Origin of the sequence: Streptomyces mobaraensis NBRC 13819 = DSM 40847, assembly GCF_017916255.1 — a bacterium.
Lineage (GTDB): Bacteria > Actinomycetota > Actinomycetes > Streptomycetales > Streptomycetaceae > Streptomyces > Streptomyces mobaraensis.
In genome coordinates, this window is the sequence record NZ_CP072827.1 from 788,165 (window position 1) to 802,823 (window position 14,659).

Here is a 14,659-nt window from a genome sequence, read left to right on the forward strand (position 1 = left end):
GCCTCGTCAACTCCCGTTTCCCATCAGGGCCCGCGCCGCCGCGCGCGCGTGCAGCGCGGGCTCGGGGCTGCCGGAGAGGGCCGCGGTGGTGATGGCACCCTCCGCGAGGAGGAGGAGCTGGTCGGCCAGCGCCTCGGAGCCGCCCGCGGCGGCGGTCAGTCCGGCCAGGTAGCGCCGGAAGGCGTCCTTGTGGTGCCGCGCGGCGGCGGCGACGCCGGGGTGGGTGGCGCCCAGCTCCCCGTAGGAGTTGACGAAGGCGCACCCCCGGAAGTCCGGTTCGCCGAACCACGTGTGGAGCCAGTCGAAGACGGCCAGCACCCGTTCGGCCCCGGCCGGGCGCGCGTCGGCGAACCGCTCCAGCGAGGCGCGCCAGCGCTCGTCCCGGCGGCTCAGATACGCCTCGACGAGGGAATCCTTCGAGGGGAAGAGCTGGTAGAGCCGTTTGAGCGACACCCCGGACGCGGCCCGGATCGCGTCCATGCCCACCGCTTGCAGCCCCCGGCCGTAGAACAGCTCCTCGGCCGCGTCCAGCACTCTGCCCTCCGGGCTCTCCGACAGCTCCGGCCCCGCCTGCGCCACGGACCCCACTCATCCTCTCCCTTGCCACGAGAACCACCGTTCTCCTACGCTACCGCACACCACGGAGAACGATCGTTCTCCATCCCTCGCGGCCGTCGGCCGCACAAGGAGACCGCCATGCCCGAAACCCCGAGGCCCCCGCTGCCGCCGTTCACCGCCGAGACCGCCCTGGAGAAGGTGCGCGCCGCCGAGGCGGCCTGGAACAGCCGCGATCCGGAGCGGGTCGCGCTCGCGTACACCGAGGACTCGGAGTGGCGCGACCGCGACGTCTTCCTCACCGGCCGCGCGGAGATCACCGCCTTCCTCCGCGACAAGTGGCGCCGCGAACTCGACTACCGCCTCCGCAAGGAGCTGTGGGCGTACACCGGCGACCGGATCACCGTGCGCTTCGCGTACGAGTGGCACGACGCGGCGGGCCGCTGGTTCCGCTCGTACGGCAACGAGAACTGGGAGTTCGCCGCGAACGGCCTGATGCGGCGCCGCTTCGCGAGCATCGACGACGTCCCCATCCGGCAGCACGAACGCCGCCTGACCGCACCGCCCTCCGCCCCGGGCGCCTGAGCCCGCCCCTCCCATGCACCCACCGATGCACGCACCGCGTGCATAATGGCGGCATGCGCGCGCCGGGCCGTCGGCCACCGGCGTCCCGGCGCGCCCCCATGCCCTGTTCCCCGGGTCGGACGGCCGACGCGCGGCCCGCCCCGCGGCAGACGGAAGGACGCATGACCGTGAGCAACCCACTGGACCCCGCGGCGCTCGACGCCGCCCTGGAGAACGTCCACCGCGCCGGAGTACCGGGCCTGTTCGCCGAGGTGCGCGACGGCGACCGGGTCTGGCGCGGCGCCGCCGGCGTCGCCGACACCGCCACCGGCCGTCCCGTCACCGCCGACATGCGGCACCGCGTCGGCAGCATCACCAAGACCTTCACCGCCGCCGCGGTCCTGCGACAGGTGGAGAGGGGGACGATCGGCCTGGACACCCCGATCGGCCGGTACCTCCCGGAGCTGGTCCCCGGCGCACGCGGTGCGGCGATCACGGTCCGGATGCTCGTCAACCACACCAGCGGACTGGCCGAGTACCTGCCCTACGCCTACCCGTCCCTCAAGTCGTTCCCCGACCTCACCGGCACCCGCCCCGAGAGCCTGGACGACCACCGGTTCACCCGCTTCGACTCCGCCGACCTGATCAGGATGGGCGTCACCGCCCCTCCCGTCGGCGCCCCGGGCGGCACCCCGGGCTTCTACTCCAACACCAACTACCTGCTCCTCGGCGCCCTCCTGGAGCGGGTCACCGGCACCACGGCCGAGCACTGCGTCACCCGGGACGTCATCGAACCCGCCGGCCTCCGGGACACCGAGCTCCCCACCGGCCCCCACCTCCACGGCCCCCACCCGCGGATGTACGAGGCGTGGTTCGGCATGATCGACCCGCCGCGCGACTACAGCGACTACGACATGTCCTGGGTGGGACCGGCGGGCGCCCTGATATCGACCGTCGCGGACCTCAACCGCTTCTACGGCCTGCTGCTCGCCGGCGAGATCGTCACCCCGTCCTCGCTGGCGGAGATGCGGCGCACGGTCCCGGTCGTCTCCCAGGAGGGCAAGACCATCGCCTACGGCCTCGGCCTGCACCCGATGGAGACCCCCGGCCGGGACACCTTCTGGGGCCACGGCGGCACGGTCTGGGGCGCCGGAGCGCTGTCCGCGGTCCGGGCCGACGGCGGGCGGCGGGTGTCCGTCGCGGTCAACCTCCAGCGGTGGAGCGGGTTCGACGCCTCCGGCAGGCCGCGGCCCCATCCGATCGACGACGCGCTGGCCGCGTTCCACCGCCTCGCGATGTACGGCTGACCCAGGGGCCCGCCGGTCCGTCACCGCCGCGCCCGGCGGGCGCTCCCCGGGGCGAACTCCCCGTCCCGCCGGGCGTGGCGCCGCACCGCCGCGCGCCGTCCGGCCCATTCTGGCCCTCGTGCGCACCCCTGAACCGGACCGCCCGTGCGGCGCCTGCTGACGGCCGCCCTGCTGGCCGCCGTCGCGCTGACCGGCCCCGCCGCCGGCGCGCAGCCGAGGGCGGGCGGGGGCCGGGGCGCGGCGGGGACGCCCATCGTCGCGGCCGACCAGGCGAGCCGGGCCGTGCACGTCCTGCGGTCCGAGCCGCGGAGCTGGGACGTGGCCCGGGGCACCGGCGTCCTGTGGTCGTGGAGCGCCGACGGCCAGGCGGGACTCGCCGACCTGGACCCCGGCTCGTCGTGGAGCAACCCGAGCGAGGCCAAGCTCCGCGAACTCGACGGCCGCCGCTACCTGCTGGCCACCGCCTCCGGCGGACTGGCGGCGGTGGTCGGCTACCCCGGGCGGGAGGTGTACTGGGCCGCCCACACCGGGCCGGGCAACGCGCACAGCATCGACCTGCTGCCCGACGGCAACGTCGCCGTCGCGGCCAGCACCGGCGGCTTCGTCCGCGTCTACGCGGCCTCGGCCGGCTCCCGCGCCACCCGTCACGCGGAGGTGCCGCTGCGCGGCGCGCACGGCGTCCACTGGGACCCCGGGACCCGGCTGCTGTGGGCGCTCGGGAGCCGGGAGCTCGTCGCCCTGCGGGTGGGCGGACCGGCCGACGACCCCGGCCTGGCCGTCGTCCACCGCAGTGCCCTGCCGACCCGCGACGGCCACGACCTCGCCCCCGTCCTGGGCACGAAGGGCCGCCTCTGGGTGACCACCGGCACGGCCGTCTACCAGTACGCGACGGGCCGGCGCCGCTTCGTCGACTACCCGCTGAGCTCCCGGATCAGCGCTCCCGGCGTCAAGAGCATCGGCGACGACCCCGCCACCGGCCGGATCCTGGTGGCCCGGCCCGAACCGGGCCACGCCTGCGTCTGGTGCACGTCCGTCCTCACGTTCCACCGTCCGGACGGCACCAAGCGAATGGTGCGGGGCGCGATGTACAAGGCCCGCTGGTGGACCTCGCGCCGGGACTGACGCCCCCGCCCCCGCACGGCGGGGTCCCGCGGCCGTCCTGCACACTTTCCCGGTGACAAGACGCACGACCGCACCGCCCCGGCCGACGCCCGCCCGCGCGCCCCGCACGGGAACCGCCCGATGAGCGCTCCCCTGGCCGAGTCCCTCTCCGTCGTCCTCCTCCTGGCGGTGCTGGCCTGCACGGTGGTCCGCCCCTGGGGGCGGTCCGAGGCGGTGTTCGCCGTTCCGGCGGCCGGTCTGGTGATCGCCGCCGGGGCGGTCCCCCTGGAGCACGCCCGCGCCGAGGCCGGGCGGCTCGGGCCGGTGATCGGTTTCCTGGCGGCCGTCCTGGTCCTCGCCCGGCTCTGCGACGACGAGGGGCTGTTCCGGGCCTGCGGTGCCTGGATGGCCCGTACCGCCGCCGGACGGCCGCACCGGCTCCTCGCCCAGGTCTTCGCCCTGGCCTCGCTGATCACCGCCGTCCTCAGCCTGGACGCCACGATCGTGCTGCTGACGCCGGTGGTCTTCGCCACCGTGGCCCGGCTCGGCGCCCGGCCGGGTCCGCACATACACGCCTGCGCCCACCTGTCGAACACGGCGTCGCTCCTCCTCCCCGTCTCCAACCTCACCAACCTCCTCGCGTTCGACGCGACGGGCCTGGACTTCACCCGGTTCGCGGCCCTGATGGCGCTGCCCTGGCTGGTCGCCATCGGGACGGAGTACGTGGTGTTCCGGCGCTACTTCGCCGCCGACCTGGCCGCAGGCGCCCAGGCGCCGCCCGCCGCCGCCCCGGCCGAGGTGCCGGTGTTCGCCCTGGCCACGGTGGCGGGCACGCTGGCGGGCTTCGTCGTCACCTCCGCGTTCGGGGTCGAGCCCGCGTGGGCCGCCCTCGCCGGGGCGGCCGTGCTCGCGGTCCGCGCCCTGGCCCGGCGCCGTACGACGCCCGGCGCCCTGCTGCGGGCCGCGTCGGTGCCGTTCCTCGCCTTCGTCCTGGCCCTGGGCGTCCTGGTCCGCGCGGTCGTCGACAACGGGCTCGCCGGCGGTCTCGGCCGGCTGGTCCCGGACGGCACCGGGCTGTGGGCCCTGCTCGCCCTCGCGGCGCTGGCCGCCCTGCTGGCGAACCTCGTCAACAACCTCCCCGCCGTCCTGGTGCTGCTGCCGCTCACCGCCCCCGCCGGCCCCGGCGCGGTGCTCGCGGTCCTGCTCGGGGTCAACATCGGCCCCAACCTCACCTACACCGGGTCCCTGGCCACCCTGCTCTGGCGGCGCATCGTGCACGAGCACGACGAGACGGTCGCGCTGGGCGAGTTCACCCGCCTCGGCCTGCTCACCGTGCCCGCCGCCCTGGTGCTGTCGGTGACGGCGCTGTGGGCGTCGCTCGCCCTCATCGGCCCCTGACCCCGCGCGCCAGGGGCCGGGCAGGGGCGGCCGTACCGGGCACCCGGCCCCGGTGATCGGCGCCGCGCACCGCGCCCGCGCCGGACCGCCGGCCCGCCCGCGGCCGGGCCCGGAACCGCGCCCCGTCCGGGCGCGCCCTCACCGCGAGACCGGACGCGGCCCTTCCGCCAGCCGGGCGCGGACGTCCGCGGCGGCGTCGAGGCTGCCGGGCACCCGCTCCCAGAGGGCGAGCAGGGCCGGTGCGAGCATGGGCGCCCGATCGCCGCTGTGCTGCCAGCAGTAGTGGGCGCGTTTGAGGGCCGCGACCGCCTCGGCGTCCGACGGGCCGCCGCGGGCCAGCCGGTTGGCGGCGGCGGACATCCACAGTTCGGCCGCGCGCGGGTGGTCGCCGGCCAGCCGCGCGAGGTCGGCGCGGACCTCGATCCACAGCCCGGCCTCGGCGCTCTGCGGGCCGTGCCGGCGCAGCACCTGCTGCTCCCAGGCGGCGGCCATCGCGGCGGCCTCGTTGTGCCGGCCGGCGTTGGCGGCGGCCAGGATCCGCGGCAGCGCGTCCTCCTCGCGGGCCGGCGCCGGCTCCTGCCGCGCGGGCTCGGCCGCCGCGACGGGCGCCGGAACGGAGGGCGCGGGAACGGCCGACGCCGGCGCGACGTGCACCGGGTTGGCGAGGACGGGCCCGGGCGTGCCGTGCCGCAGGACGAGCCGGTCCTCCGGCAGCCCCGCCTGGTCCAGGGCCAGTTGGTGCATCAGCGCCGGGTCGAGGACGGGCCCCGCCGTGGGGTGCCCGAGGTCGAGGACGGTGAGCAGGGACCGGGTGTAGGGCGACGCCTCGGCGGGGGCGCGGTCCGGGCTGGGGGTGACGACGCCGCACACCGCCGGTCCCGCGGTCAGCCGTCCGTCCCGGACGGCGGCGGCGACGTGCGGCCAGGATCTCCGGTCGGCCTCGACGTCGACCACGAGCAGGGTGGGTCCGGCGTGTTCGCCGAGGGTGCGGGTCAGCCACTCCCACGGCAGCCCGGTGTAGCGGACGGTGGCGGGGGTGCTGTCGCGGAGCGCCAGGTGCACCTCGCCGCCCTTGCGGGCCGGCACCATCAGGTGGCCGGTGACCCACACCAGCAGGGGTCCGGGAACGGTGGCGGCGTCACGGAGGTAGGCCAGGACGCTCTGCGGCCCGGCCATCGCCGGGAGCTGGACCACGTCCGCGGTCGCGGCGGCGAGGAAACCGCGCGGCCCGGCCCCGGCGACGGCGTGCGCGGTCGGGTTCGGCACCAGGCCCCGCCGCCGGTCGGGGGTGCCGTCCAGCAGCAGAACACAGCCATGGGTCAGGTGGTCCAACGCGTTCTTCCTTCCGGCCGATACGGAGGCTCGTGGCCCGGTGCGGTGCCCGGTCCGGACGCCACGCCCGGTGCCGGTCCCACGTCCGTGCGGTACGTTCCGTGCAGTACGTGAGGCAACTGTAGGCGCCACCACTCGTATCGGCTCCGGCAATCACCCCGTGCGCGCGGGGTGGGGGGTCCCGCCCGCGCGCGGACGGGACCCGGTGCGCCCTGCGGCGCGTCAGCCCATGGCGTTGCGCGACTGGGTGCTGTCGTCCATGGCGCTGCGGCTGAGCATCCGGCAGTAGGGGACGTTGGCGGCCTTGTCGTCGATGTACTTGGCCGCGACCCAGGTCTGGCGGTCCCTCAGCTGGTACCAGACGTTGTTGCCGCCGATGTCCTGGGCGCGGACCTTGCACCGCAGCCCGATCTGGATCCGGTGGCGCAGGATGCCGCGCACGGAGGCGTCGGTGCTGGGCAGGGCGCGCTCGTTGACGCCGGTGCGGGCGCTGACCGTGCCGTACGCCCGGGCGGCGCCGTCGGGCGTCGCCTCGGCCGGTGCGGCGAGCAGCGCGGTACCCGCCGCGGTCGCCGCCAGCACGCCGGCGACGAGCCGGCCGGCACGGGTCGCGAGTCTCCTGGACATGGAACTCCTCTGGTACGAGGTGGGAACAGAGCATTGCCCAGGTTCCACCAGCGATGTCCGGGTAAACACGGACAACGGGTGATAGGCCCGACTGGCGTGCCGTCAGCCGGCGGCATCCTTTCCGTCCCCGCCGCCCTGGGCCGCCTTCTTCGCCCGGCTGGGCTGGACGCGCTTGGGCTCGCCCTCCATCTTGGGGTGCTCCGGCGGGTACGGCAGGTCGCCGAGTCCGTGCTCGCGCTCGTCGCGGGCGGCGAGTTCCAGGGCGGCGTCCAGGGCGCAGGGGTGGTCCTCCATGTCCGCGTGCACGTCGCCGAGTTCGGCGTACCGGGCCGGCATGGTGGTGATGTCGAAGTCCTCGGGGACGGCGCTCTCCAGCTCGTCCCAGCGGAGCGGCGCGGAGACGGGGGCGTGCGGGCGGGGCCGGACGGAGTAGGCGCCGGCGATGGTGCGGTCGCGGGCGGTCTGGTTGTAGTCGACGAAGACCTTGGCCCCGCGCTCCTCCTTCCACCAGGCGGAGGTGACGTGCTCGGGCATCCGCCGCTCCAGCTCGCGGGCGACGGCGATGGCGGCCCGCCGCACCTGGACGAAGGTCCAGCGCGGGGCGATGGGCACGAAGACGTGCAGCCCCCGGCCGCCGGAGGTCTTGGGCCAGCCGGTCAGCCCCAGCTCGTCGAGGAGCCCGCGCAGTTCCAGCGCGGCGCGCACGGCGTCGGCGTACCCGGTGCCGGGCTGCGGGTCGAGGTCGATGCGCAGTTCGTCGGGGTGGTCGGTGTCGTCCCGCCGGACGGGCCAGGGGTGGAAGGTGAGGCAGCCGAGGTTGGCGGCCCAGAGGACGGCGGCGGTCTCGGTGGGGCAGATCTCGTCGGCGTACCGGCCGCTGGGGAAGGCGATCCGGCCGGTGGGGATCCAGTCGGGGAGGTTCTTGGGCGCCCGCTTCTGGAAGAACGACTCGCCCTCGACGCCGTCGGGATAGCGCTCCAGGGTGGTCGGACGGTCCCGCAGGGCGCGCAGGACGCCGTCGCCGACGCTCAGGTAGTAGCGGGCGACGTCGTACTTGGTGTAGCCGCGCTCCGGGAAGTAGACCTTCTGGGGGTTGGACAGCCGTACCGTCCGCTCGCCGACGGTGAGCTCCAGCGTCTCTGCCATGCGGCCACGCTAAGGCGTCCGGGGGGCCGGGCGCCTGTCGGCGGGCGGGCCGGCGCCGCCGCCCGCACAATCGGGATCATGGACCTTCCGGTGATGCCGCCCGTGGAGCCGATGCTGGCCAAGTCCGCGGCGACGATCCCCCCGGGCATGCAGTACGAGGCGAAGTGGGACGGTTTCCGGGCCGTCGTCTTCCGGGACGGCGACGAACTGGAGCTGGGCAGCCGCTCGGGCCGCCCGCTGACCCGCTACTTTCCGGAGCTCGTGGCGGCCCTGAAGGACCGCGTACCGGAACGCTGTGTGCTCGACGGCGAGATCGTCGTCGCCCGCGGCGGCCGGCTCGACTTCGACGCCCTGCTGGAACGCATCCATCCAGCGGCCTCCCGGGTACGCCGTCTGGCCGAGACCACCCCCGCCGCGTTCGTCGCCTTCGACCTGCTGGCCCTCGGCGACGCGTCCCTGCTGGCCACCCCGCAGCGCGAGCGCCGCCGGGCGCTGGAGGACGCGCTCCGCGCCGCCGGCGACCCGGTCTTCACCGCGCCCGTCACCTACGAACTCGACGTCGCCCACGGCTGGTTCGAGCGGTTCGAGGGCGCCGGCCTGGACGGCGTGATCGCCAAACCGCCGGACCTGCCGTACCGGCCCGGCGAGCGCGTCATGGTCAAGGTCAAGCACGAGCGGACGGCCGACTGCGTCGTCGCGGGCCTGCGCCCGCACAAGAGCGGGCCGGTGGTCGGCTCGCTGCTGCTGGGCCTGTACGACGCCGGGGGCCGGCTCCAGCACGTCGGCGTGTGCGGCGCGTTCACCATGAAGCGGCGGCAGGAGCTGATGGCGGAGCTGGAACCGCTGCGCATGCCCACCGCCGAGGGCCACCCCTGGCAGGACTGGGCCGACGCCGACGCCCAGGCCGCCACCCGCCTCCCGGGCGGCCCCAGCCGCTGGACGGGCAAGAAGGACCTCTCCTGGATCCCGCTGCGCCCGGAGCGCGTCTGCGAGGTCGCCTACGACCACATGCAGGGCGACCGCTTCCGCCACACCGCCCGCTTCCGCCGCTGGCGCCCGGACCGCGAGCCGGCCGGGTGCACGTACGCGCAGCTGGAGGAGCCGGTGTCGTACGACCTGGCGGAGGTGCTGGGGGGTTGACCCCGGGGCCTGGCTCGACGCCCGTGCCCCCATACCGAGATATGCGGCGACATTGGATTCGAAGTGCCTATTCTCCATGGAATACGGGTAGTTGGTTCGCGAGAAAGCGATCCGAACAGCATGCCCTGGGGGGAGTCATGTCGGACGAACAGGCGGGCAGCGCCGTACGCGCGGGCAGCCCCGACTCGGCGGTCGACCGGGTGGCCGACTTCTACGGCGCCTACATCGACGCCGTCGACGACGGGACCGACGACCTGGGCTCGGAGCTCCGCGCCCACTACCTCACGGAGGATCTCCGGCAGCGGCTGGCCGCCTGGGAGGAGGCCAACCACGCCGACGGCGTCCTGCGCGCGCAGGACGTGCCCACCCGCTGGGAGGTCCGCTACCACGACTCCGGCGCCGGCCACCTGTTCACCACCGTCACCCTCACCTGGGGCACGGGCCCGGACGCCGGGCACACCCGGCTGGCGGTGCAGAGCGACCTGAGCACCAAGCTCATCTCGGACATCGAGGACGGCTGACGAGCGGTCGGCGGGGGCACAGGGCGCCCGGGGCCCTCGGGCGCCCTGCACCCCGATTCCACCCCGCTCACCCCCGGCACGAGCCGCCCCGCTCACCCGGCCGGCCCAGCGGCCGACCCACACGGCGCAAGCCCGCGCGACCTGACGGCCCGCCACCTTACAGCCTGGTACGACCACGGTTGCCCAGGTGAAGGGTGGAGCCCATGCGCACCACGTGTCCGGTCCGCGTTCTCGTGCACGCCCGGCGGGGCGCCGTTCTGCTGGCGAGCGCCGGGGCGGTGTGCCTGCCGCTGTGCCCGGGGCAGGCGGGGGCCGCGGACGGGGTGACGGCCGGGGCCTCCCCGTTCTGGGTGGAGCCCCTGAGTCCGGCGGCGCGTCAGGTACGGGTCTGGCAGGAGCGCGGGCGGGAGGGGGACGCGGAGGCGCTGCGACGCATCGCCGACCGCCCCGCGGCGGTCTGGCTGCCGGGGGACGACCCCCGGGCTGCGGCGGAGCGGGTGACGCGTTCGGCGGCGGCGGCCGGACGTGTTCCGCTGCTGGTCGCGTACAACATCCCGCACCGCGACTGCGGCCAGTACTCCTCGGGCGGGGCACCCGACGCGGCGGCGTACCGCCGGTGGGTGGCCCGGGCCGCGGAGGGCATCGGCGGCCGCCGCGCCTGGGTGGTGCTCGAACCGGACGCCCTCGCCCACCTGGCCGCGGGCTGCTCGTCCCCGCCGGAGGCGCTGGCCGAACGGCCGGTGCTGCTCGCCGAGGCCGTACGGGCCTTCAAGGCGCTGCCCCGGACGTCCGTGTACCTCGACGCGGGCAACGCGGGGTGGGTCTCCGACCTGGAGCGGCTGGCGGACCTGCTGCGCCGGTCGGGTCTGGAGCACGCGGACGGCTTCGCGCTGAACGTCTCCAACTTCCACACCACGCCCGTCACCCGCGCCTACGGGGACCGGCTGTCGGCCCTCCTCGGCGGGGCCCACTACATCATCGACACCAGCCGCAACGGCAATGGCCCGCTGCCCCGGCAGGAGGGCAAGGAGGACGCCGGCGACGAGGCGTGGTGCAATCCGCCCGGGCGCGCCCTGGGCGCACCCCCCACCACGGTGACGGGCGCTCCGCTGGTGGACGCCCTGGTGTGGGTGAAGCGGCCGGGCGAGTCGGACGGCGCCTGCCGGGGCGCGCCACCCGCCGGGCACTGGTGGGCGGAGTACGCGCTGGGTCTGGCGACGACGGAACCGACGCTGCCGGAGACGCCACCGGAGGCCACCGTGCCGCCCCCGGCGCCCGCGGCGCCGCCGGCGGCTCCCGCGTCGTCCCCCGCACCTCCGGCGCCTCCCGCACCCCCCGAGCCCGCTGCCCAGCCCTCACCTCCCGCCCAGCCCTCACCTCCGGTCCAACAGGCGCCTCCCACCCAGCAGGCGCCCGCCGCACAGCAAGCGGGCCCCGCCCCGGCACCGGCGGCGGGTCCCGGCGCGCCCGTACCGCCCGCCGCGCCCTCGGCGGCCCCACCGCCACCCACTACCCCGCAGACACCGGCACCACCACCCGTACCGGCCGCCGCGCCGCCGCTCCTTGCGCGCCCCCTGCCCGCGGCACCGGGCAGGTGACACCGGAGCAGGTGACACCGCCGTACCGCCTCAGAGGCCGCGGTCGGCCCCGCCGAGCCCGTCCGCGTCGACGCCCATCATCCGCATCAGGGCCTCGGTCATCTCGCGCGCCGAGAGCTTCCGTGCGCCCGAGGGCGCGTCGACCTCCACGGACGCGCCCGCGAAACCGACGGTCAGCGGCAGCGGCGCCCGTATGTCCGCGTCCAGGGCGGCCATGTCGACGGTGACGGCGGAGAGCCGGCCGCCCTTCAGGGCGACGTCGAAGACGACGTCCTTGTCCGGCACCTTCCGCGGCGCGCCCGGGTCCTCGCCCCTGCCCGCCGCGCGCAGCTGCTTCTCCAGCGGCTTGAGGGCCTCGGCGAGTCGCCCGGCGGCCGTGCGGGCGGGGACGGTGACCTTCACGTGCTCGGCGCCGTTCCTCTTCCCCGTGTCCTCGGTCTTGGCGTGGTCGGTGAGTGCCTTCCGGAGGGCGTCGGCGACCCGCTTCCGCGTCTTCGCATCCGGTTCGCCGAAGAGGCCCGCGTCCCCGTCCCGCTCCCGCTCCCGCTTCGCCGCCTCCTCGAACTCCCGCGCGTCGAGGACGACCCACTTTCCCTTGAGCGCGTCCCTGACCGCGGCCAGCGAGTCCGGCATCCGGTCGATCCTCTTCAACGCCTCCTCGAATGCGCGGCGTTCGGACCGGTCCGCGGCGTTCCCGGGTCTCGCCATCGCGGCGAACGCCTTGATGTCGCCGCGCAGATACATCCTTCGGTCGACCGACCGCAGCTCCGCCAGGATCGTGCCGTCCTTCCTGGCCAGCCGCCCGGCGGCGGACGCCCGGTGCGCGTCCTCCCCGCCGTTCCGCTCCTCCGGCGGCTCGTCGGAGACGACGGCGTATCGCAGCTTCAGGTCGGCGAGGATGCCGGCCGCCGCACGGTCGATCCCGCGCTTGCCGTCCCTTCCCTCCTTCAACGCGGCGTGGGCCGCGTCGGCGTCCGCGTCGAGCGCGAACTCCACGGCGACGGCCCGCTCCTCCCCCAGTCGCTCGAACGCTCTCTCCACCTTGGCGCCGGCGTCGAGCTTCTCCTCCGCGCCACAGGCCACCGCGGTGCTCGCCACGACGAGCGCGCAGCAGGCGACGGCCAGGCCGGTGTGTTTGGCAGTAGTGACGATCCCCCCAGATCGAATACCTGTTTGAGTACACTCAATTACAGACAGTGAACCCCTGTCAACAGGTTTCGGGCGGTGGCCGTCACCGGGATCCGTCCCGCCGGCTACACCGGCGTCCGCTGCCCCACCGGCCGGGCGGCCTCCGGTTCCTGGCCGCCGCCCTGGGTGCCGCCCGGGCCGCCGTCCGCCAGGGCGGGCAGCGGCCCGCGGCGGCGCTGCGCCCGCAGGCCCGCCTGCCACACGCCCAGCGGGATGAGCGTCGTCAGCAGCCCCAGGAAGGCCCAGACCCGCATCGCCGTGTGGGCGTGGCTGAGCACGACCGAGGCGAGGAGCGCGAACGCGAGGACGGCGCCCCAGGTCAGATGGGTGCGGAAGGTCAGCACCCGGTCCGGGCTGGCGGAGTCGCCCTTCGGCGTGACGACGAACCGGGAGCGGCGGCGCAACAGGGCCTCACCCAGCGACCGGGCGTACAGCGGCGCCGAGAGGGCGGACATCAGCATGCCCGCGGTGCCGGAGGAGCCGGCCGGTTCGTGGGGGCTGACGTTGTGGCGGCGGTTCCAGACGTAGAGGCCGACCTGGAGGGCCGCCGCGTCCCCGTAGAGCATCAGCCACACCTGGGACTCGACGTTGATACCGGACGCGCCGAGGGCGAGAAAGAGGACGCAGGAGACGGCGCCGAGCACCCAGTTGAGGGCCGCCATCGGGTAATAGGCCACCATGAGCGAGTAGTTGACGACGCGCCCGGGTGACATCGTCCAGACGGCCCGCCAGAACTGGCGGAGCAGCGTCTCGTAGGTGCCGCGGGACCAGCGCAGTTGCTGGGAGAAGAAGTCGGTCCAGGAGGAGGGCCCCTCGCCGACGGCGAGGACGTCGGGGGTGTAGACGGAGCGCCAGCGGCGGCCGGTGGCGGGGTTGCGGCGGCGGTGGATCTCCAGGCCGGTGGCCATGTCCTCGGTGATCGAGTCGTAGAGGCCTCCGATCTGGCGGAGGACACTGACGCGGACGCAGTTGCTGGTGCCGACGAACATGGGGGCGCCGTAGGCGTTGCCGGCCCGCTGGATGAGGGCGTGGAAGAGGAACTGCTGGCTCTCGGCGGCCTTGGTGACGGCGGTGGTGTAGTTGCCGTAGACCTGCGGGCCGACCACGAAGGCGACGTCGGGGTCGCGGAAGTAACCCATCATCCGTTCCAGGAAGTTGGGCAGCGGTACGTGGTCGGTGTCCACGCAGGCCATGAACTCGTAGTCGTCGCCGTGCGCGTCGAGCCAGGCGTTGTAGTTGCCGTGCTTGGTGCGGGCCCGGAAGCTGCCCGAGGGCTGGTTCCAGCGCTCGACGCCCTTGCGGGTGAAGTGCCGTACGCCGAGCCGCTCGCAGAGCCGCTTCACCTCGGGATCGTCGCCCTCGTCGAGCAGCCAGACGTCCAGCACGCCGTCGTGCCGGACCCGGACCGCGCCCTCCAGGGTGGCGCGGACCATGGACAGCGGTTCCTTGCCCGGGACGAAGCTGGTGAGGAACGCGACCCGGGTGCCCGGCTGGGCGCGGACCGGGACGGGGTCGCGGGCCACCCAGGTGGCGTGGGCGTTGGAGACCACGTTGACGAGGCGGAAGGTCTCGATGAGGCCGATGGAGAGCGTCATCACGGCGTCGGCGGCGCGCTCCCAGTCGTCGATGAACGGGCGCTCGACCCAGTGGTCCGGCTGCATCAGCCACACCAGCAGGGCGAGGGAGACCAGCGGGGCCGCCGTCACCAGCAGCAGGGCTCCGAGTTGTCCGCGGATGCCACCGGCGACCAGCCGCCGGTAGCGGACCCGGTAGACGCCGGCGGGGGGTTCGGTCAACTCGCCCGCCAGTCTGCTGAATCCGTCGTAGTCGTAGTCCGGCGGGGGTTCGGACGACGCGGGGGCGACCGGTCCGCCGCCGCGCGGGCCGTCGGGACCGCCGCCGCCCGGACCGCCCGGGGTGCCGCCGCCCGAGCCGGGGGTGCCGGGTCCGCCGGGGGCGGAGCCGCCGCGGCCACCCAGGGCGGGGACGACGTCGGCCGGTCCGCCGTCGAACGGCAGGCCCCCGGCGGCGATCCCGCCCGCCGGGAGGCCGGCGGCGGCCGCCCCCTCGCCGGACACGTTCGCGGCCTGCCCTCCACGGGCCGCCGCCAGCCGGGCCTCACGCGCAGAAACCGCCACCACCACACCCCCAGCCGCACAACGGACAGACGGGACCAAGCGGC

At 75.2% G+C, this 14,659-nt stretch carries 12 protein-coding genes and 1 pseudogene; 7 read left to right on the forward strand and 6 right to left on the reverse strand.

Translation table 11 applies throughout. The features are described from left to right. Window positions 1–6 precede the first annotated feature (6 nt). Window positions 7–588 carry a TetR/AcrR family transcriptional regulator gene (locus J7W19_RS02965; protein ID WP_004942561.1) on the reverse strand — a complete coding sequence of 194 codons (582 nt, stop codon included), beginning with the start codon at window positions 586–588 and terminating at the stop codon, window positions 7–9. Between the two features lie 108 nt (window positions 589–696). Between J7W19_RS02965 and J7W19_RS02970 the strand changes: the two genes are divergently transcribed. The 4 genes from J7W19_RS02970 (at window position 697) to J7W19_RS02985 (ending at window position 4,925) form a co-directional block, all read left to right on the forward strand. After that, complete coding sequence (locus tag J7W19_RS02970) at window positions 697–1,140, forward strand: nuclear transport factor 2 family protein (protein ID WP_004942562.1); 444 nt, start codon at window positions 697–699, stop codon at window positions 1,138–1,140. A gap of 161 nt (window positions 1,141–1,301) precedes the next feature. Further along, entirely contained in the window at window positions 1,302–2,426 is a 1,125-nt protein-coding gene (locus J7W19_RS02975) for a serine hydrolase domain-containing protein (RefSeq protein ID WP_004942567.1), read from the forward strand. 144 nt (window positions 2,427–2,570) lie between these two features. Beyond that, window positions 2,571–3,548: a DUF6528 family protein gene (locus tag J7W19_RS02980; protein ID WP_004942568.1), complete on the forward strand. Its 978-nt coding sequence runs from the start codon at window positions 2,571–2,573 to the stop codon at window positions 3,546–3,548. Between the two features lie 120 nt (window positions 3,549–3,668). Further along, window positions 3,669–4,925 carry an SLC13 family permease gene (locus tag J7W19_RS02985; RefSeq protein ID WP_004942569.1) on the forward strand — a complete coding sequence of 419 codons (1,257 nt, stop codon included), beginning with the start codon at window positions 3,669–3,671 and terminating at the stop codon, window positions 4,923–4,925. Between the two features lie 138 nt (window positions 4,926–5,063). Here J7W19_RS02985 and J7W19_RS02990 read toward each other — a convergent pair whose 3' ends face one another. From J7W19_RS02990 to ligD, 3 genes are all read right to left on the reverse strand, one after another. Further along, on the reverse strand, window positions 5,064–6,257 hold the full coding sequence (locus tag J7W19_RS02990) for a hypothetical protein (RefSeq protein WP_004942570.1): 1,194 nt from the start codon (window positions 6,255–6,257) through the stop codon (window positions 5,064–5,066). A 222-nt stretch (window positions 6,258–6,479) separates the two neighbouring features. After that, the gene (locus tag J7W19_RS02995; RefSeq protein ID WP_004942571.1) at window positions 6,480–6,884 is read right to left on the reverse strand and encodes a hypothetical protein; all 405 of its coding nucleotides are present in this window, start codon (window positions 6,882–6,884) and stop codon (window positions 6,480–6,482) included. A gap of 102 nt (window positions 6,885–6,986) precedes the next feature. Then, window positions 6,987–8,030 carry a non-homologous end-joining DNA ligase gene (ligD, locus tag J7W19_RS03000; protein WP_004942572.1) on the reverse strand — a complete coding sequence of 348 codons (1,044 nt, stop codon included), beginning with the start codon at window positions 8,028–8,030 and terminating at the stop codon, window positions 6,987–6,989. A gap of 78 nt (window positions 8,031–8,108) precedes the next feature. Between ligD and J7W19_RS03005 the strand changes: the two genes are divergently transcribed. The 3 genes and pseudogenes from J7W19_RS03005 to J7W19_RS03015 all read left to right on the forward strand — a co-directional run. After that, on the forward strand, window positions 8,109–9,170 hold the full coding sequence (locus J7W19_RS03005; protein ID WP_004942573.1) for an ATP-dependent DNA ligase: 1,062 nt from the start codon (window positions 8,109–8,111) through the stop codon (window positions 9,168–9,170). Between the two features lie 137 nt (window positions 9,171–9,307). Next, complete coding sequence (locus J7W19_RS03010; RefSeq protein WP_004942575.1) at window positions 9,308–9,691, forward strand: hypothetical protein; 384 nt, start codon at window positions 9,308–9,310, stop codon at window positions 9,689–9,691. A gap of 203 nt (window positions 9,692–9,894) precedes the next feature. Beyond that, window positions 9,895–10,908, forward strand: a pseudogene (locus tag J7W19_RS03015) (glycoside hydrolase family 6 protein); the annotation flags it as partial. A 411-nt stretch (window positions 10,909–11,319) separates the two neighbouring features. Here J7W19_RS03015 and J7W19_RS03020 read toward each other — a convergent pair. Continuing rightward, window positions 11,320–12,387 (reverse strand): hypothetical protein, encoded by a 1,068-nt coding sequence (locus J7W19_RS03020; RefSeq protein WP_158688754.1) that lies wholly within the window; start codon window positions 12,385–12,387, stop codon window positions 11,320–11,322. Window positions 12,388–12,542: 155 nt separating this feature from the next. Further along, on the reverse strand, window positions 12,543–14,615 hold the full coding sequence (locus J7W19_RS03025; RefSeq protein WP_233478058.1) for a glycosyltransferase family 2 protein: 2,073 nt from the start codon (window positions 14,613–14,615) through the stop codon (window positions 12,543–12,545). Between the last annotated feature and the right edge of the window lie 44 nt (window positions 14,616–14,659).

Coding starts and splice junctions, on each gene's coding strand:
- J7W19_RS02970 (WP_004942562.1), top strand. CDS start 697: ATGCCCGAAACCCCGAGGCCCCCGCTGCCGCCGTTCACCGCCGAGACC.
- J7W19_RS02975 (WP_004942567.1), top strand. CDS start 1,302: ATGACCGTGAGCAACCCACTGGACCCCGCGGCGCTCGACGCCGCCCTG.
- J7W19_RS02985 (WP_004942569.1), top strand. CDS start 3,669: ATGAGCGCTCCCCTGGCCGAGTCCCTCTCCGTCGTCCTCCTCCTGGCG.
- J7W19_RS02995 (WP_004942571.1), bottom strand. CDS start 6,884: ATGTCCAGGAGACTCGCGACCCGTGCCGGCCGGCTCGTCGCCGGCGTG.
- ligD (WP_004942572.1), bottom strand. CDS start 8,030: ATGGCAGAGACGCTGGAGCTCACCGTCGGCGAGCGGACGGTACGGCTG.
- J7W19_RS03005 (WP_004942573.1), top strand. CDS start 8,109: ATGGACCTTCCGGTGATGCCGCCCGTGGAGCCGATGCTGGCCAAGTCC.
- J7W19_RS03010 (WP_004942575.1), top strand. CDS start 9,308: ATGTCGGACGAACAGGCGGGCAGCGCCGTACGCGCGGGCAGCCCCGAC.